Here is a 23492-nt window from a genome sequence, read left to right as displayed (position 1 = left end):
AACCATGGACCCCAATCGCCTCAAAGGTAAGAATATCCTGATCACGGGCGCGGCCCGCGGCATGGGTGCCGCCAATGCCGAAAACTTTGCCGCGCAGGGCGCCAACGTGTGTCTTGGCGATCTTGATCAGGACGCGGCGCAAACGCTCGCCGAGCAGATCAACGCGGTCGGAAACGGCAAGGCGATTGCCGTGAAGATGGATGTCACCAAGCGCGAAGACAACGCCGCCGCCGTCGCGGCCACGGTAGACGCCTTCGGGTCGATCAATGTCGCGGTGTTCAACGCGGGCCTGAACAAGCCCCGGTTCTTCATGGATATCGATGAAGACAACTGGGACATGATCATGAACGTCAACACCAAGGCGATGTGGCTGGGCATGCAGGAAACCGCCCGCCAGATGATCGCCCAGGGCCCGATGGAAGATCACCCCTACAAGCTGATCAACGTGGGCTCCATCGCGTCGCGCAAGCCGCTGGTGGATGTCACCGTCTATTGCACTTCGAAATATGGCTGCCTCGCGCTCACCGAATGCGGCGCATTGGGGCTGGCCGAGCACAATATCACCGTGAACGGCTATGCGCCCGGCGTCGTGGTCACGCCGCTGTGGGAGCAGCTCGACAAGGACCTGGTCGACATCGGTTTCAAGGAGCGCGAGGGCCAGGCCTACGAGGATATTGTCGAAAGCAATCTCGTGATCAAGCGGGTCTCCTACCCGGACGACATCACCGGCACCGCCTCTTTCCTGGCCAGCGACGACAGCGATTACATGACCGGCCAGATGATCCACATCGACGGCGGCTGGGTCACGAAATAGGGTGCGCGATTTCACGCACCACCCCCGCAAAATTTCCAACCCACGGTGCATGCAGCCACGCACCCCACGGAGTTCATACACATGACACGCGCACTGATGCCGAACATGCTCACCCCCCAGGACCTCGAACCCAACTGGGAATGGCGCGACCGCCTGCCCGCCTGGGGTCATACCTCGGTCGATTTCGAGCGCCGGGTCGATCATGACCGGCTGCGCCGCTACCGTCTGGCCCGCACCCGGCAGAGCTTGCAAAACTCGCAGGCCGGGTCGCTCTTGCTGTTCGACGTGAACAACATCCGCTATGTCAGCGCCACCAAGATCGGCGAATGGGAACGCGACAAGATGTGCCGCTTTTGCCTGCTGACCGGCGACGATTCTCCCTATGTCTGGGATTTCGGCTCGGCCGCGGTGCATCACCAGCGCTATTCCGACTGGCTGGAGCCCGATCACTGCCTCGCCGGCGTCGTCGGCATGCGTGGCACCATCCCGCCGGAATTCGGCTTGATGCGCAAATATGCCAAGATGATCGCCGAACTGATCAAGGATGCCGGCATGGCGGACATGCCCGTGGGTGTGGACTATGCCGAAACCGCCATGTTCCACGCCCTGCGGGAAGAGGGCATCAATGTCGTCGATGGCCAGCAGATCATGCTTGCCGCGCGCGAAATCAAGAACTGGGACGAGATCCAGTTGCTGACGCAGGCCGCCAGCATGGTCGATGGCGTCTACCACATGATCTACGAAGAGCTGAAACCCGGCATCCGCGAGAACGATATCGTCGCCATGTCGAACAAGCTGCTGTATGAGATGGGATCGGACGATGTCGAGGCGATCAACGCGATCTCGGGCGAACGCTGCAACCCGCATCCGCATAACTTTACCGACCGCCTGATCCGTCCGGGCGATCAGGCCTTTTTCGACATCCTGCAAAGCTACCAGGGCTACCGGACCTGTTACTACCGGACATTCAACGTGGGCCGCGCAACGCCAGCCCAGAACGACGCCTATGTGAAGGCCCGCGAATGGATCGATGCGTCGATTGCCATGATCAAACCGGGCGTGACCACCGACAAGGTGGCCGAGGTCTGGCCCACGGCTGAATCGCTGGGCTTCCCGAACGAGGACGCGGCCTTCGGCCTGCAATTCGGCCACGGGCTGGGGCTGGCGCTGCACGAGCGCCCGATCATCAGCCGCGCCGTGTCTCTGGATCATCCAATGGAAATCCAGACCGGCATGGTCTTTGCACTGGAAACCTATTGTCCCGCGACCGACGGCTATTCCGCCGCGCGGATCGAGGAAGAAGTGGTCGTGACCGAGACAGGCTGCGAGGTGATCAGCCTCTTCCCGGCGGAAGAGCTGCCTATCGCCAACCGGTATTGATCATCTCCGCCGGAGGATGCCTCCGGCGGGAGTTTATTGGGCAAGATGAAGCGGGGGCCATGCGCCCTTGCCCCCTTTGGGAGGGAACCAATGGCCAAGGCCAAGACAAACACCGAAGACTACCTGCGCATGTATCGCCAGATGATGCGCATCCGCACCTTCGAGGACAACGCCAACCAGCTTTACCTGTCGGCCAAGATGCCGGGCCTTACGCATATGTATTCCGGGGAAGAAGCTGTTGCGGTTGGGATCTGCGAGGCGCTGACCGATGACGACCGGATCACCTCGACGCACCGGGGGCATGGCCATTGCGTCGCCAAGGGCGCGAATTTCAAGGAGATGTTCTGCGAGCTTCTGGGCAAGGAAGAAGGCTACTGCCGCGGCAAGGGCGGGTCGATGCATATCGCCGATCAAAGCCACGGCAACCTTGGCGCCAATGCCATCGTCGGCGGCTCCATGGGGATTGCCACCGGATCGGCCCTGCGGGCCAAGCTGCTGGGCCAGGACGATGTGACAGTGTGCTTCTTCGGCGATGGCGCCACCGCGCAGGGGCTGTGGTACGAGGTCATGAACATGGCCGCGCTCTGGACCCTGCCGGTGATCTATGCCTGCGAAAACAACGGCTATTCCGAATACACCAAGACCGAGGAAATCGCCGCCGGCTCCATCACCGCGCGGGCCGAAGCCTTTGGCATCGAGGCCTTCCAGGTGGATGGCCAGGACGTGCTGGCCGTCAACGAATTGACCCAGAAACTGGTCGCCCGCTGCCGCAAGGGCGACGGGCCGTTCTTTATCGAACTGATGACCTATCGCTACCACGGGCACCATGTCGGCGACATCAATCGCGAATATTACCGGTCCAAGGCAGAAGAAAAGGACTGGAAGGACAACCGCGATCCGATCATCCGTTTCCGGTCCTACCTGGTGAGCGAAGGCATCGCGACCGAAGACGAGATCGAGGCGATGAACACCGAGATCGAAAAGGACGCTTCCGAGGCCGTGGCCTATGCCGAAGCGGCCAAATACCCCGATGTGTCCGAAGTGGACATGCACATTTACGCGGACTGAGGAGAGAAAGATGAGAGAGATCACCCTGTCCCAGGCCGTGAACGAGGCTATCGCCGAGGAAATGCGCCGCGACCGCACCGTGTTCCTGATGGGCGAGGACGTGGCCGAAGCCGGAACCCCCTTCAAGGTGCTGTCCGGCCTGGTCGAGGAATTCGGCACCGAGCGCGTCATCGACACCCCGATCGCCGAGCCGGGCTTCGTGGGGCTGGCCGTGGGGGCGGCCATGACCGGCGCGCGCCCCATCGTCGACCTGATGTTCGGCGATTTCATTTACCTCGTGATGGATCAGCTTTGTAACCAGGCGGCCAAGCAGCACTATATGTCGGGTGGCAAACTGTCGGTTCCGATGGTGCTGCGCACCAATATGGGGGCGACCCGGCGGTCCGCCGCGCAGCATTCACAATCGCTCCAGGCGATCGTGGCGCATATTCCGGGGCTCAAGGTGGCGATGCCGTCTTCGGCCTATGAAGCCAAGGGCCTGATGAAAACCGCGATCCGCGACAACAACCCGGTCGTGATCTTCGAAGACAAGCTGATGTACCAGGACAAGGCCCCGGTGCCGGAAGAGGAATTCCTGATCCCCTTCGGCGAGGCGCATATCAAGCGCGACGGATCGGACATCACCCTGATCGCCACGTCCTCGATGGTGCAGGTGGCCGAAAAGGCTGCCGACCTGCTGTCGAAAGAGGGCATCGAGGCCGAGGTGATCGACCCGCGCACCATCGTGCCGCTGGACGAGGCCGCGCTGATCGAAAGCGTCAAGAAAACCAGCCGCGCCATCGTGATCGACGAGGGCCACCAGAGCTATGGCGTAACTTCGGAAATCGCGTCTCGGCTGAACGAAAAGGCGTTCTACCATCTCGACACACCGGTGATCCGCATGGGCGCGATGGATGTGCCAGTGCCGTTCAGCCCCGCACTCGAAGACATCACCGTGCCGACACCGGACCGCGTGGCCGAGACCGCGCGCAAGCTGTGTTCAGGGGAGCTGATTCATGCCGCATGATGTGACGATGCCCCAGCTTGGCATGGCACAGGACGCGGGCAAGATCGTGTCATGGCTCAAATCGCCGGGAGATCCGGTGTCCAAGGGCGACGCGCTGTTCGAGGTGGAAACCGACAAGGCCACGATGGAGGTCGAGGCGCAGGCAAGCGGGTATCTCACCGGCGTGTCGGCGTCAGAAGGCGAGGACGTGGCCGTTGGCTCTGTGATCGCGCGGATCTCTGACAGCGCCGATGACGACGGCCCTGCCCCCGATGCGCCCGCTCCGGCCGAACCCGATGGCACATCTGATGCGCTGCCCGAGGGTAAACCCGTCACCATGCCGCAGCTTGGCATGGCGCAGGACAGCGGTCTGCTGGTGAGCTGGCAGAAATCCCCCGGTGATCCGGTCAAATCCGATGATGTGCTCTTCGAGGTGGAAACCGACAAGAGCACGATGGAGGTTGAGGCCGGCAGCGATGGCTATCTTGCCGCAACCCTGGCCCAGGCCGGCGAAGAGGTGCCGGTGGGCCATGCGGTGGCGATCATCAGCGCGGACACGCCCGACACCCCTGTGTCACGCTCGGTCGCGGTCCGCACCACGGCGGCCTCCGAACCGGCACAGCCTGCGGCAGCGGAAACCGCGACACGGCCCGAAACGGCCGCCCCGGCACCTCCGGCGCCGCAGCCCGCGAGCGGACGCATCCTTGCCTCGCCCAAGTTGCGCAGGCTGGCGCTTGAACAGGGGCTGGACCTTTCACGGCTTGTCGAGGCCGGTCATCCGCAACCCTACCATGTCCGCGATCTCGAGGTGCTCAAGGCGCTGCCGCAGGTATCCGCGCACCCCGAAGTGACAGCCGGCGCAACAGCGCACCACCTCGTGGCCAAGGTTTCGGGCGACGCCCTGACCGATTTTACCCAATGGGCCGCCGACGCGCACGGTCTGACAGATGCCGATGTCCTGCTTGCGGGACTGGCCGGCGCCGCCCTGCCCGCGGCCGGAACGGTGGCCGTGGAACGCTTTGGCGCGTCGACATCCTATGCGATGCCCGACACTCGCCGGCTTTCCGGCGTGGCCAGAACCGACGCCGCGCCAGACCTGATCCTGCGCGATCTGCGCGGCACGGCCATTCGCCAGCCGCACATGGCGGCTGATGGCATTCCGGTTCTGACCCTGACGCAGCGTCGCAAGGGGGTGCGCATTACGATGGAATGCGCGGCTGGCCAGATGACGGCGCAGGGCGCGATCCAGCTTCTTACTGATTTCGCAGGCATGGTGGAGCAACCGCTCCGCCACCTGCTTTGACATTCGGGGACCGATATGGACTATACCGACCTTTACATCGACGGCACATGGCACCAGACAGCCGAGCGGTTCGACGTCATCAATCCCGCGACCGAAGAGGTGCTTGCCTCGGTTGCGTCAGCCGAAATCGCGGATGCCGACAAGGCACTGGACGCCGCCGAGAAGGCGATGGGCGACTGGGCCGCACGCAGCCCGCGCGACCGCTCCGAAGTGCTGCGCCGGGCGTGGGAATTGATGACAGAGCGCCGTGACCACTTCGCCCATCTGATGACGCTGGAAAACGGCAAGGCGGGCGTCGATGCACGAGGCGAGGCCGCCTATGCGGCCGAGTTCTTCCGCTGGTTCGCCGAAGAGGCCGTGCGCGCCGACGGGTTGATTACCCACGCCCCGGCCTCTGGCGCGCGGATCGTCGTGCAGCACAAGCCCGCCGGGCTGGCAGTGCTTGTCACGCCGTGGAACTATCCGGCGGCCATGGGCACCCGCAAGATCGCCCCCGCGCTGGCGGCGGGCTGCGGCGTCATCATCAAGCCGGCCTCCGAAACCCCGCTGACCATGCTGGCGCTGATGCCACTGCTGGAAGAAGCCGGCGTGCCACCCGGTCTCGTCAACGTGCTGCCATCGCGCAGGACGGGCGCGCTGGTCGATCACATGCTGCACGATCCGCGCGTGCGCGTCGTGAGCTTTACCGGCTCCACCGGCGTGGGCCGCAAGCTGTTGAAATCCGCCGCCGACCAAGTGCTCAAACCCGCGATGGAGCTGGGTGGCAACGCGCCCGTGGTCGTGCTCGAGGATGCCGATATGGACACCGCCATAGAGGGTACGATGCTGGCCAAGATGCGCAACCTCGGCGAAGCCTGCACCGCTGCCAACCGCATCTATGTGCACGCGGATATTGCCGAGGAGTACACCAGGCGGCTGACGGAACGAATGTCGGCCCTCAAGCTCGGCGATGGCACCGACCCAAGCGTCGATGTCGGACCGCTGGTCAATGCCGACACGCGCGACAAGGTGGCCGCTTTCGTGGCCGACGCCGTGGCCAAGGGGGCAAAGATAGAATGCGGCGGCGAGACGCCTGCGGGCAAGGGCTTCTTCTACCCGCCCACGGTCCTGTCGAACGTGTCCGAGGACGCCGACTGCGTGCAAGACGAAATCTTCGGGCCGGTCGCGGCGATCCAGACCTTCACCGACCAGGAGGAGGTCATCCGGCGCGCCAATGACACCGAATACGGCCTTGTCGCCTACGTGTTCTCCGGCGATTTCAAACGCGGCCTGCAGGTCTGCGAACGGCTGGATTATGGCATGGTCGGGCTCAATCGCGGGCTGGTCAGCGACCCGGCCGCCCCCTTTGGCGGGACCAAGCAATCCGGGCTGGGGCGCGAAGGCGGGCATGAAGGCATGCTCGAATTCATGGAAACGCAATACATCTCGGCAAGCTGGTAAAGGAGCGGACATGGCAGACGTTATCGCAAGCCCCACCACCCGGCGCCTTGCGCTTGAAAAGGGGGTCGAGATCGAGGACCTGGCCAAGCGGCTGGGCCGCCAGACCATCGGGCCGGAAGATCTTGGCGCCACCGCCGCGTCCGCGCCGGCTTCGGGAGCATCGGGTGCGGACACCTCGTATTGGGACGTCGATCACAGCCAGTACGGCCCGGTCACGGCCGAGCCGATGAGTCGGTTTGCCCAGATCGCGGCGCGGAACCTCGCGGCGGCGCAATCGCTGATCCCGGCGGTCACGCATCACGACAGAGCCGATGTCAGCGCGATCGAGGCGTTTCGAAAGAGCCTCGGATCAGAGGCCCGCCAGCGCGGTGTGAAGCTGACCGCGCTGGCGTTCCATGTGGCCGCGCTGGCGCGCTGCCTGCGCGCCTTTGCACGGTTCAACGCCTCATTGTCGCCGGATGGAGACACGCTGTTTCTCAAGGAGTACGTGCATATCGGCATCGCTGTCGATACGCCGCACGGGCTGATGGTGCCGGTGATCCGGGATGCCGATCGCAAGGGACTGTGGCAGATCGCGGCCGAGATCGGCGACCTGGCCGCGCGGGCACAGGCGCGCAAGGTGGGGCCGGATGAAATGGGCGGTGCCTCGATGACGATCACCAACCTGGGCGGGATCGGCGGCACGGCCTTTACCCCGATCGTCAACCCGCCGGAAGTGGCGATCCTTGGCCTGACCCGCACCGAGACCGTCACGGTCTGGGACGGCGACACGCCGCGCCCGGTGCCGATGGTGCCGCTGGACCTGTCCTATGATCACCGGGTGATCAACGGGGCGGATGCCGCGCGATTCCTGGCGCGGTATTCCGGGCTGATTGCTGATCCGCGCAACATGCTGATCTGAACAAACCTCCCGTCCCAGCCATGGGACGGGAAGACAGCCATTGATATTGCAGGGAAATTTCCGGCCAATTTACCACTTGTTAGGATCTCGACCGCAAGACACCGATACGGCTCGGGGCCATGGCCAGCCTGGCGTCATGCTGCACCCTGCCCCACACAAACCCCGCCTTGAGCGTCACGACAGCGCCGCCAGTCATGTCGGCAGCGCATGGGTCTGGGCCGCATGATGAAGCGCGGCGACAGCGCAGGAGGCCAGACGCGATTTCGCCCCGTCCGAACGCGAGTTCAGCACCACCGGCACCTTGGCCCCCAACAAGAGACCCGCGCCTTCGGCATGCGAGATGAAAGACAATTGCTTGGCCAGCATGTTGCCCGCGTCGAGCCCCGGAACGACAAGGATGTTGGCCCGTCCGGCGACCCCGCCCGTCAGACCCTTGGTCTTGGCAGCGGCCACGTCAACCGCGTTGTCCATGGCCAGGGGGCCATCGACCAACCCGCCGGTGATCTGGCCGCGATCGGCCATCTTTGACAACGCGGCGGCGTCGATCGAGGACTGGATCGCGGGGTTCACCGTTTCGACCGCCGACAGGATGCCGGCACGCGGGTCAAGCCCGAGCGACCGGGCCAGGTCGATCGCATTCTGGACGATATCCACTTTGGTGGGCAGGTCCGGCGTGATGTTGATCGCCGCATCGGTGACCATCACGGGGTGCGGCTGACCGGGGACATCCATGACAAAGACATGTGTAAAACGCCGCCCGATACGCAGGCCGTTCGCCTTGTCCAGCATCGGCACCAGCAGGTCGTCGGTATGCAAATGGCCCTTCATCACCGCCGCGGCCCGGCCCTCGTGCACCAGCTGGCAGGCCCTGGCCGCAGCCAGTTTGTCGCCGCCGGGCACGTCGATCAGCTCGAACGCGGAGATGTCCATGCCCGCCTCCGTCGCGGCGCGGTGAATGTCGTCGCCGCGCCCGACGAAAATCGGGACAATCAGCTTTTCCCGTGCCGCCAGCAGCGCGCCGCCCAATGAGTTGGGATCGTCCGGGGCAACCACAGCCGTGGGCACCGGCGGCAGCGCGTGGGCGCGTTCGAGCAACGCGTCGAAATGGCGGTGCCGCTGCACGACAAGACCCGGCGTCTCCACCTTGTCGCTGTCAAACCGGGTCTTCGGTGCGATCACCTCGGCCTCGCCCGACACGATCAGAGCGTCATCGCGGATGCGCCGCACCTCGGTTGCCAGGCGCACCACCCCGTCGGCGCGTTTTTCCAGCACCTTGACGGTGCAGCGCAGGTCTTCGCCGGCATGGGCGCGATCGTGGAAGTCGAGAACCTGGCGCCGGTAGAGTGTCCCCGGCCCCGGCAGGCGCATGCCCAGGACGGCAGAGATCAGCGCGCCGACGAACATGCCCGGCGCGACGCGTTCCGCTGTGCCGTCGCCATCGCCGTCCTCGGCCGGAAGGTGCATCGGATTGTAATTGCCGGACGCGGCGGCAAAGACATAGAGATCATCCAGCGTGATCAGACGGTCCATCTCGGCCACATCGCCGGGGGTGAGTTCGTCGAAGGTGCGGTTCATCAGTTTCATCGGACCAAATCTATCTGTGTCAGGATCGGTGCGCGGGGGGCGTGGCAGGCTTGCTTTGTCCTGGCGCCGCTGTGGCCGGGAATATGGCGCAGATGCATGACGTCACGATGACGCGGGTGTGCCGATCCGCCGGATCTGGCGGATAAGCCCCCGGGCCACGGCCAGCGCGCGGCCCGTGGCCTGCGCCATTTCCGGCAGGATCATCCATTCCAGCGACCATGCCGCGCCGGGTGGAGGACACGCAGGGCGCGCTGCTGTCGGCGCCCTGGATCGCCACGTCCTCGACCCCGTGCAGGATGGTTGCCCCGATCGCGTCCTGCGCCGCATAAAGATCGGCTGTCACCTCGGTCTGGCCATAGACCGTGACGGCGGTGCCGGTCAGCTCGCGAAAGTTGATCCGCACCATCAGGTCGTCATCGGCCAGATAACATCCCCCGTGCGCGATCCCGTCCTGCGCCATCCGGTCGGCCACACCAGCCTCGCGCAGCATGTCCGTGGTGCCTGCCTCAAGCACCCCTGCCCTGATCCGGGACAGCACATGATCGCGCGCGGCGCGTTCCAGAACCACCGTCTCCACACCCGCACGGTTGAGTAACTGCGACAAAAGCAGACCCGACGGGCCGCCGCCGATGATCGCCACCTGGGTTTTCGTCCGCGCGCACCTGGCCACGCCGCTCCGGTGAGGGCGACGCGGATGTCGCGGGTGCGGGCGTCCGCCCGGCCGGTCTGGGTGGCGGCCCGACGGGTCATCAGCGGGCCTGCTGCATGAGATCGGTCAGCTGCGCCTCTGTCAGCGGCACCGGGTTGGCCTTCATCGAGGAAGAGGTCGCGGCAGAGGTGGCGGCCTGTGCGCGGGCGTCATCACCGATACCCTGCGCGTCAAGCCCGGGCAGTCCGGCGTCGCGCGACCAACCGTGCAGCCTGTCGAAGGCGGCGTCGGGCGGGCCGCCAAGGGCCTGCACGATCCAGCCCTGCACGTCGGCCATGCGTTGGGTCAGCACCCTGTCGCCGCCAGCCTGCGCATTGGCCCGCAATCCATGTGGCAGGAGCGCGCCACAGATCGCGCCATGAGCGGCGGTGGACAGACCGCCCAGCGGCCCCGCCAGCCCGTGCACCACGCCGAGCCCCGCGTTGGCGAGCGCCAGGCCGCCACACAGGCTGACCCAGGCCATGGCATCGCGCGCGTCCGGGTCTTCGCCCTGCATCAAGGTCTGGATCGCGGTCAGGCCACGCGGGATCGCGTCGCGGCAGATCAGGTCGGTCATCGGGTTGGCGCGGGACGACAGGTAGGGTTCGATCACCTGCGTGATCGCGTCGAGGCCCGAGGCAAGCGTCACGGCGCGGGGGCAATTGTCGGTCAGCGCGGGGTCCACGATGGCGCGGGCGGGCAGCATTGCCGGGTCACGCAGGCTGACCTTGCGGCGCGCCTCGGGCACCGAGATCACCGCGTTGCGGGTCACCTCGGCGCCGGTGCCGGCTGTCGTGGGACAGGCCGTGAAGGGCAGCGGCGGTGCCTCCAGCGGCAGGCCCTTCCCGACCACTTCGAGATGGTCCAGCATCGGGCGCTCGGCCGGCGCGAGGGCGGCGATGGCCTTGCCCGTGTCGATCACGGCGCCGCCGCCAATCGCGATCACGCTGTCGATCCCTGCGCTGCGGGCGGCAGACACCCCGCGCTCTATCAGCGCGATGTCAGGTTCGGCTGCGGCAGAAAAGAGCGTGACCTGCGCCCCCTGCGCCTCAAGTGCGGATCTTAGCCAGGCGGCGCGTGACGGATCGGACCCGGTCACCAGAAGGACCCGCTGGCCCAGCGCGGCGATCGAGGCGACGGCGCGCGCCGCCACGCCCCGGCCAAAATCTATGGTCCCGGCGGTGGCGAAGGTAAAAGCGGAAAGGGTCATGCACGGTCCTGACGGTCTGGAAACACCCCCAGATGTGCCAAGCTTTTCCCCGACTGTCGAGAGCGCCGCGCCAGACCGGCTTTCGGGCCGTCACGCCGCGGCCCTGGCGCCGGGGTCCGGCTGCAACCGCCCCGCCGCGAGCACCGACAGGATCACCATCGCCGATGCCGTGCCCAGCACGAGCGGCAGCCCGCCCGCCTGGTAGCTGAGGCCGGACAGAACCGTGCCAAGCAGCCGGCCACCGGCATTGGCCATGTAGTAGAAGCCGACATCCATCGTGACCCGTTCGCTCTGGGTGAATTCGAGGATCAGATACGAATGCAGCGCGGAGTTGACGGCAAAGAGCGCACCGAAAAAAAGCAGCCCGATCACGAGGGTGACGGTCAGCCATGTCTGCGGTCCCGGCGACAGCAGCGCCGCGACGGTCAGCACGACGGGCACAGCCACCAGGTACAGCGCCCAGCGCCGCGCATCCGCGATCAGCGCCGCCTCGCCGCGTTGCCCTGCGCGCAAAAGCCGGGGCGTGTTGGCCTGCACCATGCCGTAAAGGATGATCCAGACCGCCATGAACGTGCCGATCAGGAAAAACGCGGTGCGGTTGCCCTCTTCGGTGCCATCCGACAGGACCGCGTAGAAATAGATCGGGATGCCGACGACGAACCACACGTCGCGCGCACCGAACAGGAACACCCGCGCCGCCGACAGCCAGTTCACGTTTGACGATTTGGAAAACACCTCGGAAAACTTGGCCTCCTTGCGGCCGCGCGGCAGGCCCGAGGGCATGAAGACCAGAACGGCGGCAAGGATCACCGCCAGCACCGACGCCATCGCATAGACCGCCACGCCGAAGCCCAGGGTCGCGAGCAGCCCCGCGCCAAGCAGGAAGCCCAGACCCTTGACCGCGTTTTTCGATCCGGTCAGCACCGCCACCCAGCGAAACAGCCCGCCGCCCTCGCTCGGGGCGAGCAGCTTGACCGCCGACTTGGACGACATCTTTGCCAGGTCCTTTGCCACGCCGGACGCGCCCTGAACCGCCATGACGAAAGCCACAGATGCGGCGATGCTCCAGGACGGGTCGAGCTGCGCCAGCACGACCAGGGCAGCGACCTGCAGGCCCAGCCCGGCATAGAGCGTCGAGGTCATGCCGAACCGCGCCGCGATCCAGCCGGCGCTCAAGTTCGTCACCATGCCCGCGACTTCGTACAGCACGAAGAGATAGGCCAACTGGATCGGCGTGAAGCCCAGCGTGTGAAAGTGCAAAAGCACCAGCATCCGCAGCGCTCCATCGGTGAGCATGAAGGCCCAATAGGCCGCCGTGACGGCGATATAGGCGGACAGGCCATCGGGGCGGGTCATGGCGCTGCGCCGACCATGAGCGCCACATCGACCAGGCGGTGCGCGTAGCCCATCTCGTTGTCGTACCACGCGTAGACCTTCACCTGCGTGCCGTTGACGACCATGGTCGAGGGCGCGTCGACGATGCCGGAGCGTGTGTCGTTGGTGTAATCCGCCGAGACCAGGGGGCGTTCCTCGTAGCCGAGGATGCCTTTCAGGTCGCCGTCGGCCGCCGCCTTGAACAGCGCGTTGACCTCGTTCTCGGTCGTGGCGCGCTGCATCTCGAACACGCAATCGGTGATCGACGCGTTGAGCAGCGGTACGCGCACGGCATGACCGTTGAGGCGGCCCTGGAGATCGGGGTAGATCAATGTGATCGCCGTCGCACTTCCCGTGGTGGTCGGGATCAGCGAATTGAGCGCGGACCGCGCGCGACGGAGGTCCTTGGCGGGGCGGTCGACGATGGTCTGGGTGTTGGTGACATCATGGATTGTCGTGATCGACCCGTGGCTTATCCCGATCTTTTCGTGCAACACTTTCACAACGGGCGCCAGGCAATTGGTGGTGCAACTGGCGGCCGTGACAATGCTGTGATGCGCCGGATCATAGATATCCTGGTTGACGCCATAGACGATATTCGCGGTCGGGCCATCCTTGACCGGGGCAGAGACCACGACTTTCTTCGCGCCCATTTGAAAATAGGGGGCGAGTTTCGCCTCAGATTTGAAAACGCCGGTGCAGTCGATCACCACGTCCACACCCTCCATCGGCAATTCAGACAGATCGGATGTGCCGATGAACGGAATGCGCTGACCGTCGATGGTGATACTGTCGGCGTCATACGAGACCTCGGCATCCCAGCGGCCATGCACCGTATCGAATTCCAGCAAATGCGCATGCATCTCCGGATCGCCCACCGCGTCATTGATCCATGCGATATTGGCCCCCCGCTCCAGCAGAGGTTTCAGGGCCAGTTTTCCGATACGGCCAAGGCCGTTGAGCGCGTAGGTGGTCATGCGTTGGGTGCCTTTTCGGTTTGTCCGATGTCGTCGACGGCGCGTTGCAGGGATATGCGATCCAGCGTGTCCATCGGCATCGCGGTGAAGGAGGTGATCCGGTTGCGCAGCGCGCCATAGGCGGCCTGAAAGGCGAGGCTGCGTTCGGCGTCGGAGCCTGTCGCCTTGACCGGGTCTTCCATGCCCCAATGCGCGGTGACGGGTTGGCCCTCCCAAGTCGGGCACTCCTCGTTCGCGGCGCGGTCGCAGACGGTGAACACGAAATCGAAGCGCGGCGCGTCGGGCTGTATGAATTCCTGAACGTTCTTGGCGCGCAGGTCCGACACGTCATGCCCCTTGCCGCGCAGCAGATCGATGGCCATCGGGTTCAGCTCCGAATACGGCTTGGTGCCCGCGGAGTAGACGGCAAACCTGTCGCCGGCCATGTCGCGCAGCAGCGTTTCGGCAAAGATCGACCGGGCGGAATTGCCGGTGCAGATAAAGAGCACGTTGAGTTTGTCGGAGACCATGTCCTGAAGTCCTTGTCCAAATGTGGCGGCCAACGGGCTGCACATGTCCGGCCTGCCCCGGCAGCAGTCGAGCAGCAGGAAATCCAGCATCGTTTGCACGCGGTTTACGTGGATCGTGTAACGCAGCGATGTCCCGCTGCGGGTTTGCGTGAGAAGGCCCGAGTCCAGCAGGTTGGACAGGTAGGCCGACAGGGTTGACGGTTTGATCGCCAGCGCGGCCGCGATTTCGCCGGCCGGCACGCGATCCGGGTAGCGGCGCATGAGCATGCGAAAGATGGCCAGCCGTTGCGGGTGGCCAAGGGTCGCGAGTTGGTCTGCAGTTATAATTTCCATATTTCGTGAATAATCGAAATATGGATCGGGTCAATCGCTTTCTTGTCGTTCCCAGGGCGTTTTCGCCCCGAGTTTCGCGTTGCGATGTCCGGCAAAAGGCGTAAACCCGCGCATGTTGACCCGTTCGGAGACCCGCCATGCCTCTGCCCATCGCCCGCATTGCCCCGGTGACCCGGCCCCTGAGGGGCCGTGTGACCCTGCCGGGGTCCAAATCGGTGACCAACCGGGCGCTTCTGGTTGCCGGTCTGGCGCGCGGCCCGAGCCGGTTGACCGGCATCCTGCGCAGCGACGACACGCACTACATGATGGCCGCGTTGCGCGCGATGGGGGTCGAGATATCCGAGATCGACGCAACCACGGTCGAGGTCACGGGCACCGGCACCCTGCACCCGGCGGACGAGCCGCTGTTCCTTGGCAATGCGGGTACAGCGACACGTTTCCTGACCGCCGCTGTCGCATTGGTGAAGGGCACCACGGTCGTGACCGGTGACGCGCATATGCAAAAGCGCCCCATCGCGCCCCTGCTCGAAACGTTGCAGGCAATGGGCGTCGAGGCCGTCTCGGAAAGCGGCTGTCCGCCTGTCACCGTGCATGGCACCGGTGCGTTCTCGGCGGGCGGGATCGAGGTGAGCGGCAAATTGTCGAGCCAGTATATCTCGGCGATCATGATGCTTGCGGCGATGGGCGAGACAGAGACCCGGATCAGCATTGGCGGCGGGCAGATCGGTGCGATCGGGTATCTGCACATCACCGCAGCCGTGATGCGCGCTTTTGGGGCCAAGGTGGCGTTCCCGTCGGACCGGGAGATCGTCATCGCACCCGGCGGCTACAGCGCGGCCGATTACCATGTCGAGCCCGATGCCAGCGCGGCAACCTATCTCTGGGCCGCAGAAAAGCTGACGGCCGGCGATATCGATATCGGCACCGCACCTGAGGACATGAACCAACCCGACGCCAAGGCATATGACCTGATCGCGGCCTTCCCCGACATGCCACCCGAAATCAACGGATCACAGATGCAGGACGCCGTGCCGACGCTTGCGGTTCTCGCGGCGTTCAACCGGACCCCGGTGCGCTTTACCGGGATCGAGAACCTGCGCGTCAAGGAATGCGACCGGATCGCGGCGGTACACGCGGGGCTGGAGCAGGTGCGCGCGGGGCTTGCCACGGTCGAGGGGGACGAGCTGATCGTTCACGCGGATCCGGCGCTGGAGGCGCATGTGAGCGACGCTTTGATCGACAGCCATGCAGACCACCGCATCGCCATGTCGTTCGCGCTTGCCGCGATGAAGGTTCAGGGCGTGCGGATCGAGGACCCTTACTGCGTGTCCAAGACGTTCCCGAATTACTGGGATGTGCTGCGCGGGCTGGGGGTCGAGGTCGAGATCAGCGAGGGGTGATGGCGCAAGCGCTATCGATTGTACGATGAACGCGCCCGTCCGGGTGGGCGGACGCGCCGCCGCACTTGCGCGACGGCGGTTTGCTCAAATCTTGCGACCTGTTCGCGCATCAGTTTCCCTTACAGAAACTCACTCCGCGGCGATCTGCGCCGCAGCCTGATCGCCCCGCAGCGCGACCCATGCACCGCCACCGGTGTAGCGCCAGCCCAGCCGCCCCTCGTCATCCATCGCGAAAAGCCGCAACCAGCCATTGTCGAACAGCGCCGCAACCCCGGGGTGCCGGGTCAGGATCTCGGTGATCGCCTCGCGCGGTGCTTCGATGGCGACGGTCAGGCGCAACGGATCGTGCATGAACCGCGCGCCGTCGTGCACGGATTGCCACGGCAACCCGCCGCGCAGCACACCGCCATTGCCTTCGATCACACCAATGCCGCCGGTCACGTTGTGCAGCAACTTGTTGCCCGCCCCGAACGCATCCGGTGCCACGGAAGACCCGTAATATTGCAGGCTGATCCAGCTGGCCACCACCACGGGCGCGGTCAGGATCAGTTCGAGCACGCCAAAGCCGCTGTCCTGCCGCCAGTCATAGCTGTGCAGGAAGGACCGCCCGTTCAGGCTCCGCCCGGCGGTCCGGTGGCGCGGCGCGGCAATGAAAGCGGAACAGCCCGCAAGCCCCCATTCGGGCCGGGTTTCCGACCAATCGGTCGCCCGTGCCGAGACCGCCGCCTGGTCCGTCGCCCGCGGCAACCGGGCCGAGCGTTCCGTCCGCGTTACCCTGGCCGCCAGTTTCAGCGCCTGCTTCAGACCGGCGATGACCGACGCTTGGCCATGTCCGGCCGGCAGATCCTCTTCGTAAAGCCGCATGTCGTCTGTCACCGTATCGTGCAGACCGGCCAGAAAGACCGTGTCGGGTGCCACGTCGAGTCCCTTTTCGACCAGGCCCGCGCGCACCTCGGTGTCGTTGAGCAAGCCGGCGGCAAGCCGCGCGTTCACGTCCCCCGCATGGCCGCCGCAGGCGCCGCATTGCAGCGCACTGGCGTGCGGGTTGTTGACCACGCCCGCGCCATGCCCGGCAAGCAGCACAACCCGGCCGAAATCCGAGGTGAGCGACATTCCCGACAGGATCGCTGCGGCCATGCCGATCCGGTCTTCCAGCGAAATGCTGTCCGACAAGGCCGGGGGCGGACCGCTGCCAAGGCTGGGGTGTTTCCGCGCCAGCGAGTCCCGCACCAGCTTGCCAAGGTAGAGCGGACCGGTGGCTTCGACGAAGGCAAAGCTGCTGACCGCCGCCAGCCGGAACCGGCCCCAGGCGCGCGTCACCCGTTTCGCCACGCGGGTCAGCATATCGCTGTCCTGCGGATCGGTCGCAGCCGAGGTGGCCCCCGGATTGATCAGCACCGGGCCGCGCAGTTCGGACACGTCAGACGCGAAACCGTGATGCGCCGCCGCGATGCCGAAAAAGCCGGCAAAGCCGATGGTGTCGATCCCGTCGCCCGAGGCTTCCAGCGCCCGCCGGAACACTTCGGAGCGCACGTCGATGCAGAAGGCCGCCTGCACCTTCGGGGCCTCGGCCCGGTCGCGCCCCGGTTGGGCCAGCGTGGCGTCAAGCGCGCGCGCCGCCGCGTGATCGGCGGCAGCTTGCAGGGCAGCATCGATCAGGTCGTCCTTGCCGGGTACGATGGGTTGGGCATGCGCCTTGAGCACCTCTTCCCACCGCGCCCCGATCTTGTCCTTGTAGCGCGCCAGCAGCGCCGCCTCGAACACCAGTTTCGCGGTCAGAAGATCGGTGATGTCATTGTTGCCCGCGCCCTTGAGGCTGGCCCGGAACGCCTCGCCGGAGGCCAATTGCGCCCAGCCGCCCAGCCGCATCAGCAGGGTATGGAAATAGCTTTCGCTGGCCTCGGCGGTGATGCCCATGTCCTCGGCGCATGTCGTCAAGGCGCCACGGGCGGACATGGACATTGACGCCACCCGCGAGGCAAAGCCGGTCAGGCCGAAAATCTCGGGCGTCAGATCGCGCTGCGCGAAAGACCGCCAGGACAGCCATGCCCGCGTTCCGGGCGCCGGCCAGAGCGCCTGGCCGGTATCGTAATGCCCACTGGCCCAGTGGCCGATCCGGTCTGCCACGAAATCGGGCCAATTGACGTCCGACACCTCTTCGGCGAGGTCGGCCAGCGTCGGCAGGATCTGCGGCGCGGGGGGGGACAGGTCCATCGCGGCGATCAGCGCATCGACCGTGATGTCAAGCTCGGGCACCTCTGCCAATCCCGCCTCAAGATCCGCAAGGCTCAAGTCACCGGCCGCCAGCTTGGCCTTGAAATGCGCCCGTTCCGGCACGGAGCGAACGCCCGCCACCCGCGCCATCCGGGCTGCGGCCATCTGCAAGGGCTCGCCGGCCTGGCCCACGTAAGGGTTCACCGCGACCGTCGCCTCCAGCGACCAGAGCGGCGGGATATGCGCGGCCGCGTTCTTGGCCCCTGCCATGATTTCGAGCGCCGGCCCCGAGAACCGTTCAACCATTGTCAGCATGTTCTGATCTCCTGTCCTGTTCCTCACCGGTTCCGCGCCGCCCAGCCGCCGGTCAGCCGGTCAAACACCGCGTTGAGGTAAAAGCCGTTGGAAAGATGCACCCGAAGGCCTTGCGCCGCCGGATGGGTCGCCCAGTTCGGAAAGGTCGCCTGCGCCCAGGCCACGGTGCCGAAGCTCAGGACCGTCAACGCCATCAGCGCCCATTGCAGCGGGCCGGGCGACGGGGTCGCCGGCACCGTGCCTGCCGTCAGCGCGATCGCGATGGATTGCAGCGCGAAATAGCTGAGCGTCGTGGCGACGGAATAGGCCGCCATGCGCCGGGTCAGCACCTCGGGCGCGGCATCGGCCAGGCCCTGCGCCAACAGGTAGGCCACGCCCATCACCAGCACCGCGCCCAGCACGATGGCCTGCGCCGATTTGCCGTCGATCCCCAGCAGCAGCCCGATGATGGCGTAAATCGCCAGGGCCAGCGCGAAGGATTTGAGCACCGCGCGCCCGTTCGGGATCGCCACCGGGCCGGGCCGCCGGATCGACGCGACCTGCGCCACCGCCCCGCCCGAGGCCAGGAAGGCATGCGCCTTGTAAAGCGAATGCGCCACGATATGCAGCAGTGCCAGCGGGAAGAGCGCCAGGCCGCATTGCAGGATCATGAAGCCCATCTGCGCCACCGTGGACCACGCCAGCGATGTCTTGACCGAGGGCTGGGTCAGCATGACCAACCCGCCGAACAGGGCAGAAAATCCGCCGATCATCACCAGCACCGACAGAACACCGGGGGCCAGCAGCAGCACATCGGCAAAGCGGATGAGCAGGAAGCCCCCCGCGTTCACCACGCCCGCGTGCAGCAGGGCCGAAACGGGTGTGGGCGCCTCCATCACCTCGGTCAGCCAGCCATGGGTGGGGATCTGCGCCGATTTGAACAACGCGGAGATCGCCAGCAGCGCCGCCGCCAGCATCGCTGCGCCGCCCCCCTCACCGGCGCGTGCGGCGTCGAGGATCGTGGCAATGTCCGCCGTCCCATAGGCCGCCGCCAGCGCGAAGGCCCCCGCGATCAGACCGGCATCGGAGGCAGCTGAACACAGGGCCTTCTTGCGGGCCGCGCGCTGTGCCGCCGCCCTTTCGGGATAGGTCAGCAGGAGCCGGTTCACGCAGAGGCCCACCGCACCCCAGCCGAGGATCAACTGGATCAGGTTGCCCGCTGTCACCAGTAGCAGGACCGACGCCAGACCAAGGCTCAGCCAGCCGAGAAACCGCGTCTGGGTCTTTTCCCCATCCGTGTAGGTGACCGCAAAGCGCATCACGACCCAGCCGATAAAGCTGACCAGCATCAGCATGGTCACGCTGACCGCGTCGATCCGGGCGGCGATGCCCATCTCGGCGGCGCCGATCAGCGGGCCGGTGGTTGATCCATCGCGGATCAGCAGCGCCAGCGCGCCCAGAGAAACGATGATCGAGGCGAGCCCGGCATATTCGCCAAGCCGCAGCAGGGCCGACCCGCGCGGCAATTCGCGGCGCATGTAGACAAGGCCGACAAGGGCGAAAAAGACGGGAGCCAGAAGCGGCAAGGCGGGTATCATGTTACGGTCTCCTGAGTGGGCGTCATCCTGACCGACGGACCTAGCGGGCCATTTTGATGAATAAAAATACATTGTTTATGTATAATCGTTTACTTATACAGAACGAATGTCGGATCTGAATTATCACCACCTGCGCTATTTCTGGGCCGTGGCCCATGATGGCAACCTGACCCGGACTGCCGAGCGTCTGAACCTGTCGCAATCGGCCTTGTCGTCGCAAATCAAGCAGTTGGAGGAACGGCTGGGGCAAATCCTGTTCGAACGGCGCGGCCGCGCGCTGCACCTGACCGAAGCGGGCCGTATCGCGCTGGACCATGCCGACACGATCTTTTCGGCGGGTGAGGAAATGCTGGCCACCCTGCGCGACACGGCCCATCCGGCCCGCGCCTTGCGGGTCGGCGCGCTCTCCACCCTGTCGCGCAATTTCCAGATCACCTTCCTGGAACCGGTGCTGGGCCGCCCGGATGTGGAGGTGATCCTGCGGTCGGGCAGCGCGGCAGAGCTTTACGCGGCGCTCGATGCGCTGAACCTTGACGTGGTGCTGACCAATACGCCGCCGGCCCGCGACGCGATCAGCCCCTACCTGACGCAGAAACTGGCGGATCAGACCGTGGGTCTGTTCGGCACCCCGGACCGCGTGTCCGGCAATCGCCCGTTCGAAGACCTGGTGGCCGATCATCCGCTGATCCTGCCCACCCGCGACACCCAGATCCGCAATGCCTTTGACACGCTGCTGGCCCGCGTGCAGGCCAAACCGACCATCGCCGCCGAGGTCGACGACATGGCGATGATCCGTCTTCTCGCCCTGCGTGGCACCGGCTTGGCCGTGGTGCCGCCCATCGTCGTGCAGGACGAACTCGCGCGCGGCGATCTGGTGCAGGCGATGATGCTCGACCTGCATGAGCTTTTCTATGCGGTGACGCTCGACCGGCGTTATCCGAACCCGTTGCTGAAGGAGTTGCTGGAGGTGGCGGGGCGGTAGCTTTGCCGAACACAGGGCATGCGCCCGCCCGCCATGGGGCGGGCGGGCGCATGCCCGAGACGCAAACGTCTCAGGCGGGTACCGCAATTCACGGAATGATCTCGAACTTCGTCACATCGACCATGCCCCGGTCGGTGATCTTGAGCGCCGGGATCACCGGCAGCGCAAGGAACGCCAATTGCAGGAACGGCTCATTGAGCGTGACACCCAGACCCTTGGCAGCGCGGCGCAGATCAACCAGCCGGTCATGCACCTCCTCGAATGGCGCAAGGCTCATCAACCCGGCCACAGGCAAGGCCAATTCGGCCAGCACCGCGCCCCCAGCCGCGACGACGAACCCGCCCTCGATCTCGGACAGGCGGTTGGCGGCCAGAGCCATGTCGGCGTAATCGACCCCGACGCAGGCGATGTTGTGATGGTCATGGCACACAGTGGAGGCAATCGCGCCGCGCTGCAGGCCGAAGCCCCGAACAAAGCCCGTGGCGATGTTGCCGTTGCGCCCATGCCGTTCGACCACCGCGATGCGGATCAGGTCGCGGGCGGGATCGGGGTGCTTGTCGCCATCCGCGACGGGGATCTCCTCGTGCAGATGGTTCGTGATGATCTTGCCCTCGACAATCCCGATCACGTCGGTGTCAGCCCGGTTCGCCTTGGCGCGGAAGTCCTCGGCGCGCAGGTGCGGCGCATGGACTGACCCGCGACCGACCGGAGCTATCGTTGACCGCTTGGTAAAATTCTCCGGCACGGCCTCCACCCCGGCGCAGAACACGGTTTGCACATCGCAGGCCTCTAGCGAGCGCAGAGCGACGATATCCGCCCGTTTGCCCGGCGCGATCAAGCCACGATCCCTGAGTCCGAATGCCTCGGCCCCCGACAGCGATGCGGCGCGATAGGCGGCAAGCACCGGCGTGCCAAGCGCGATCAGGGTGCGGATCATGTGATCCAGATGCCCCTCTTCCGCGATATCCAGCGGGTTCCTGTCGTCGGTGCACAGGCACATATAGGGTGCAGTGCGCTCGGTCAGCAGCGGTTGCAGCGCGTGCAGGTCTTTCGACACCGATCCTTCCCGGATCAACACGCGCATGCCCTTTTGCAGCTTCTCGCGCGCCTCCTCCGCCGTGGTCGCTTCGTGTTCGGTGGATATCCCGGCGGCGATATAGGCGCTGAGGTCCATGCCGCGCAGCTGCGGGCAATGGCCATCGATATGGCCGCCTTCAAACAGGTGCAGCTTCTCCATCACCTGCGGGTCGCGATGGATCACGCCGGGATAATTCATGAATTCGGCCAGCCCGATGCCCGACGGATGTCCCCTCAGGGGCGCCAGATCGGCCGCCAGCAATTCGGCCCCGGCGGTTTCCATATGGGTCGAGGGCACGCAGGAGGACAGCTGCACACGGATATCCATGAGCGTATGCGCGCTTGCCTGCTGGAAATAGCGGATACCGTCCGCGCCGATCACATTGGCGATCTCATGCGGGTCGCAGATGGCGGTGGTGACCCCATGGGGTGCCACGCAGCGGTCAAACTCGAACGGCGTGACAAGCGAGCTTTCGATGTGCAGATGCGTGTCGATGAAGCCGGGCACGAGGATCAGTCCCGTCATGTCGCGAACCGTGGCCCCCTCGTAGTGGCCACAGGTGCCCGCGATCATGCCGTCCGCAATGGCGATGTCACCGTCGAGCAGGTCGCCGGTGACAAGGTCGAGCAGGCGGGCGCCACGCAGCACCATGTCGGCGGGGAGGTCCCCGCGCCCGACGGCGATACGGTGTTCCAGTTGTTCCCGGTCTGTCATGATCCTGTCGCTCCTGCTGCTGTTCGGGGCGGAGTCTAGGCCAGCCGATGCCGAGCAACCAAGACGTCAATCTTTAACGCTAACGACTCAGAGGGAAAATCCGGTGATTTTCCCCGTGCATGCCGGAGATCCGCGAAAAGCCGGCGGCCAATAACGGCATACAATCGCATACCGGATCAATATGTCACACCGTGCACACGACGGCTCTGCCCCTTGCACACGCTTGGGTTACCGCAAACAGGAAAGTTGGGCTCGTTCCAAAGTTGCGAATTATTTGAGCATGTTACGTTGCGTTTGGTAAATTTGTTTACCAATTTTGCGCTCTTTTTGAAAATAATTGACACCTAACATACTGATTTTTATTCGCTTATTTTATTGTTTGCAACTTTCGGTATGATGATCACGAAGTTGCGATGACACCTCGGTGATCGCATTCTTAAACGCCCGGGGAGGATCGGGCGGAGCAAGGGAGTTCAAAGCGATGAATGAACAAACAACCGGAGATGCGGGCACAGCTGTCTATCCCCCATCCGACGACATTATCCGTAACGCGCATGTTGATTCGGCGCGGTACGAGGAGATGTATGCGCGGTCGGTGTCCGATCCGGAAGGGTTCTGGGCCGAGGCGGCGCAGCGGCTGGACTGG

18 protein-coding genes and 1 pseudogene are annotated in these 23492 nt (G+C 65.1%); 10 read left to right on the top strand and 9 right to left on the bottom strand.

Going from position 1 to position 23492, the window contains the following annotated elements:
• The first annotated feature begins 4 nt into the window (after window positions 1–4).
• The 7 genes from LCF59_RS08155 to LCF59_RS08125 all read left to right on the top strand — a co-directional run bounded on the left by LCF59_RS08155 (window position 5) and on the right by LCF59_RS08125 (window position 7891).
• The gene (locus LCF59_RS08155) at window positions 5–814 is read left to right on the top strand and encodes an SDR family oxidoreductase (protein WP_292286961.1); all 810 of its coding nucleotides are present in this window, start codon (window positions 5–7) and stop codon (window positions 812–814) included.
• 81 nt (window positions 815–895) lie between these two features.
• Window positions 896–2194 (top strand): Xaa-Pro peptidase family protein, encoded by a 1299-nt coding sequence (locus LCF59_RS08150; protein WP_292286960.1) that lies wholly within the window; start codon window positions 896–898, stop codon window positions 2192–2194.
• 90 nt (window positions 2195–2284) lie between these two features.
• On the top strand, window positions 2285–3262 hold the full coding sequence (locus tag LCF59_RS08145) for a thiamine pyrophosphate-dependent dehydrogenase E1 component subunit alpha (RefSeq protein ID WP_292286959.1): 978 nt from the start codon (window positions 2285–2287) through the stop codon (window positions 3260–3262).
• 10 nt (window positions 3263–3272) lie between these two features.
• Window positions 3273–4268, top strand: coding sequence for an alpha-ketoacid dehydrogenase subunit beta (locus LCF59_RS08140; protein WP_292286958.1), 996 nt, complete (start codon window positions 3273–3275; stop codon window positions 4266–4268).
• On the top strand, window positions 4258–5550 hold the full coding sequence (locus LCF59_RS08135) for a biotin/lipoyl-containing protein (RefSeq protein WP_292286957.1): 1293 nt from the start codon (window positions 4258–4260) through the stop codon (window positions 5548–5550). Before LCF59_RS08140 ends, LCF59_RS08135 begins: the two co-directional genes overlap by 11 nt.
• A 15-nt stretch (window positions 5551–5565) precedes the next feature.
• Complete coding sequence (locus LCF59_RS08130; RefSeq protein ID WP_292286956.1) at window positions 5566–6990, top strand: NAD-dependent succinate-semialdehyde dehydrogenase; 1425 nt, start codon at window positions 5566–5568, stop codon at window positions 6988–6990.
• A gap of 10 nt (window positions 6991–7000) precedes the next feature.
• Window positions 7001–7891 (top strand): 2-oxo acid dehydrogenase subunit E2, encoded by an 891-nt coding sequence (locus tag LCF59_RS08125; RefSeq protein ID WP_292286955.1) that lies wholly within the window; start codon window positions 7001–7003, stop codon window positions 7889–7891.
• 192 nt (window positions 7892–8083) lie between these two features.
• Here LCF59_RS08125 and LCF59_RS08120 read toward each other — a convergent pair whose 3' ends face one another.
• The 6 genes and pseudogenes from LCF59_RS08120 to LCF59_RS08095 all read right to left on the bottom strand — a co-directional run bounded on the left by LCF59_RS08120 (window position 8084) and on the right by LCF59_RS08095 (window position 14566).
• Window positions 8084–9475, bottom strand: a complete 1392-nt coding sequence (locus LCF59_RS08120) for a bifunctional enoyl-CoA hydratase/phosphate acetyltransferase (protein WP_292286954.1) — start codon at window positions 9473–9475, stop codon at window positions 8084–8086.
• A 235-nt stretch (window positions 9476–9710) separates the two neighbouring features.
• A pseudogene (locus LCF59_RS08115) lies at window positions 9711–10145 on the bottom strand (FAD-dependent monooxygenase); the annotation flags it as partial.
• A gap of 79 nt (window positions 10146–10224) precedes the next feature.
• Window positions 10225–11373: an iron-containing alcohol dehydrogenase gene (locus LCF59_RS08110; protein ID WP_292286953.1), complete on the bottom strand. Its 1149-nt coding sequence runs from the start codon at window positions 11371–11373 to the stop codon at window positions 10225–10227.
• Window positions 11374–11463: 90 nt separating this feature from the next.
• Window positions 11464–12729, bottom strand: a complete 1266-nt coding sequence (arsJ, locus tag LCF59_RS08105) for an organoarsenical effux MFS transporter ArsJ (protein ID WP_292286952.1) — start codon at window positions 12727–12729, stop codon at window positions 11464–11466.
• Window positions 12726–13724, bottom strand: a complete 999-nt coding sequence (locus tag LCF59_RS08100; RefSeq protein WP_292286951.1) for an ArsJ-associated glyceraldehyde-3-phosphate dehydrogenase — start codon at window positions 13722–13724, stop codon at window positions 12726–12728. The genes arsJ and LCF59_RS08100 overlap by 4 nt, the downstream gene beginning before the upstream one ends.
• Entirely contained in the window at window positions 13721–14566 is an 846-nt protein-coding gene (locus LCF59_RS08095; RefSeq protein WP_292286950.1) for a helix-turn-helix domain-containing protein, read from the bottom strand. Before LCF59_RS08095 ends, LCF59_RS08100 begins: the two co-directional genes overlap by 4 nt.
• 137 nt (window positions 14567–14703) lie before the next feature.
• On the opposite strand from LCF59_RS08095, the gene LCF59_RS08090 reads away from it, so the two are divergent.
• Window positions 14704–15966 (top strand): 3-phosphoshikimate 1-carboxyvinyltransferase, encoded by a 1263-nt coding sequence (locus LCF59_RS08090; protein WP_292286949.1) that lies wholly within the window; start codon window positions 14704–14706, stop codon window positions 15964–15966.
• 129 nt (window positions 15967–16095) lie between these two features.
• Here LCF59_RS08090 and LCF59_RS08085 read toward each other — a convergent pair whose 3' ends face one another.
• Together LCF59_RS08085 and LCF59_RS08080 are read right to left on the bottom strand one after the other, a co-directional pair.
• Window positions 16096–18495, bottom strand: coding sequence for a YbcC family protein (locus tag LCF59_RS08085; protein ID WP_292286948.1), 2400 nt, complete (start codon window positions 18493–18495; stop codon window positions 16096–16098).
• 23 nt (window positions 18496–18518) lie between these two features.
• Complete coding sequence (locus tag LCF59_RS08080) at window positions 18519–20072, bottom strand: proton-conducting transporter membrane subunit (protein ID WP_292286947.1); 1554 nt, start codon at window positions 20070–20072, stop codon at window positions 18519–18521.
• A gap of 106 nt (window positions 20073–20178) precedes the next feature.
• Here LCF59_RS08080 and LCF59_RS08075 point away from each other — a divergent pair, with 106 nt between their 5' ends.
• Complete coding sequence (locus tag LCF59_RS08075) at window positions 20179–21054, top strand: LysR family transcriptional regulator (protein ID WP_292286946.1); 876 nt, start codon at window positions 20179–20181, stop codon at window positions 21052–21054.
• A gap of 88 nt (window positions 21055–21142) precedes the next feature.
• On the opposite strand, the gene ade is transcribed toward LCF59_RS08075, so the two are convergent.
• A complete protein-coding gene (gene ade, locus LCF59_RS08070) occupies window positions 21143–22846 on the bottom strand; it encodes an adenine deaminase (RefSeq protein ID WP_292286945.1) in 1704 nt (567 codons plus the stop codon).
• A 481-nt stretch (window positions 22847–23327) separates the two neighbouring features.
• Between ade and LCF59_RS08065 the strand changes: the two genes are divergently transcribed.
• Window positions 23328–23492, top strand: a 165-nt coding sequence (locus tag LCF59_RS08065; protein ID WP_292287068.1) for an acetyl-coenzyme A synthetase N-terminal domain-containing protein, incomplete at its 3' end; no start/stop codon positions are given.

It is taken from the genome of Marivita sp. (assembly GCF_020055675.1).
GTDB lineage: Bacteria > Pseudomonadota > Alphaproteobacteria > Rhodobacterales > Rhodobacteraceae > Marivita.
Note: the sequence above shows the minus strand (reverse complement) of the source record. Positions and strands in the feature narration are given on the sequence as shown.

Bases quoted from the DNA above. Each gene is read 5' to 3' on its own strand.
- LCF59_RS08155 (WP_292286961.1), top strand. From the start codon at position 5: ATGGACCCCAATCGCCTCAAAGGTAAGAATATCCTGATCACGGGCGCG.
- LCF59_RS08150 (WP_292286960.1), top strand. From the start codon at position 896: ATGACACGCGCACTGATGCCGAACATGCTCACCCCCCAGGACCTCGAA.
- LCF59_RS08145 (WP_292286959.1), top strand. From the start codon at position 2,285: ATGGCCAAGGCCAAGACAAACACCGAAGACTACCTGCGCATGTATCGC.
- LCF59_RS08140 (WP_292286958.1), top strand. From the start codon at position 3,273: ATGAGAGAGATCACCCTGTCCCAGGCCGTGAACGAGGCTATCGCCGAG.
- LCF59_RS08135 (WP_292286957.1), top strand. From the start codon at position 4,258: ATGCCGCATGATGTGACGATGCCCCAGCTTGGCATGGCACAGGACGCG.
- LCF59_RS08130 (WP_292286956.1), top strand. From the start codon at position 5,566: ATGGACTATACCGACCTTTACATCGACGGCACATGGCACCAGACAGCC.
- LCF59_RS08125 (WP_292286955.1), top strand. From the start codon at position 7,001: ATGGCAGACGTTATCGCAAGCCCCACCACCCGGCGCCTTGCGCTTGAA.
- LCF59_RS08120 (WP_292286954.1), bottom strand. From the start codon at position 9,475: ATGAAACTGATGAACCGCACCTTCGACGAACTCACCCCCGGCGATGTG.
- LCF59_RS08110 (WP_292286953.1), bottom strand. From the start codon at position 11,373: ATGACCCTTTCCGCTTTTACCTTCGCCACCGCCGGGACCATAGATTTT.
- arsJ (WP_292286952.1), bottom strand. From the start codon at position 12,729: ATGACCCGCCCCGATGGCCTGTCCGCCTATATCGCCGTCACGGCGGCC.
- LCF59_RS08100 (WP_292286951.1), bottom strand. From the start codon at position 13,724: ATGACCACCTACGCGCTCAACGGCCTTGGCCGTATCGGAAAACTGGCC.
- LCF59_RS08095 (WP_292286950.1), bottom strand. From the start codon at position 14,566: ATGGAAATTATAACTGCAGACCAACTCGCGACCCTTGGCCACCCGCAA.
- LCF59_RS08090 (WP_292286949.1), top strand. From the start codon at position 14,704: ATGCCTCTGCCCATCGCCCGCATTGCCCCGGTGACCCGGCCCCTGAGG.
- LCF59_RS08085 (WP_292286948.1), bottom strand. From the start codon at position 18,495: ATGCTGACAATGGTTGAACGGTTCTCGGGGCCGGCGCTCGAAATCATG.
- LCF59_RS08080 (WP_292286947.1), bottom strand. From the start codon at position 20,072: ATGATACCCGCCTTGCCGCTTCTGGCTCCCGTCTTTTTCGCCCTTGTC.
- LCF59_RS08075 (WP_292286946.1), top strand. From the start codon at position 20,179: ATGTCGGATCTGAATTATCACCACCTGCGCTATTTCTGGGCCGTGGCC.
- ade (WP_292286945.1), bottom strand. From the start codon at position 22,846: ATGACAGACCGGGAACAACTGGAACACCGTATCGCCGTCGGGCGCGGG.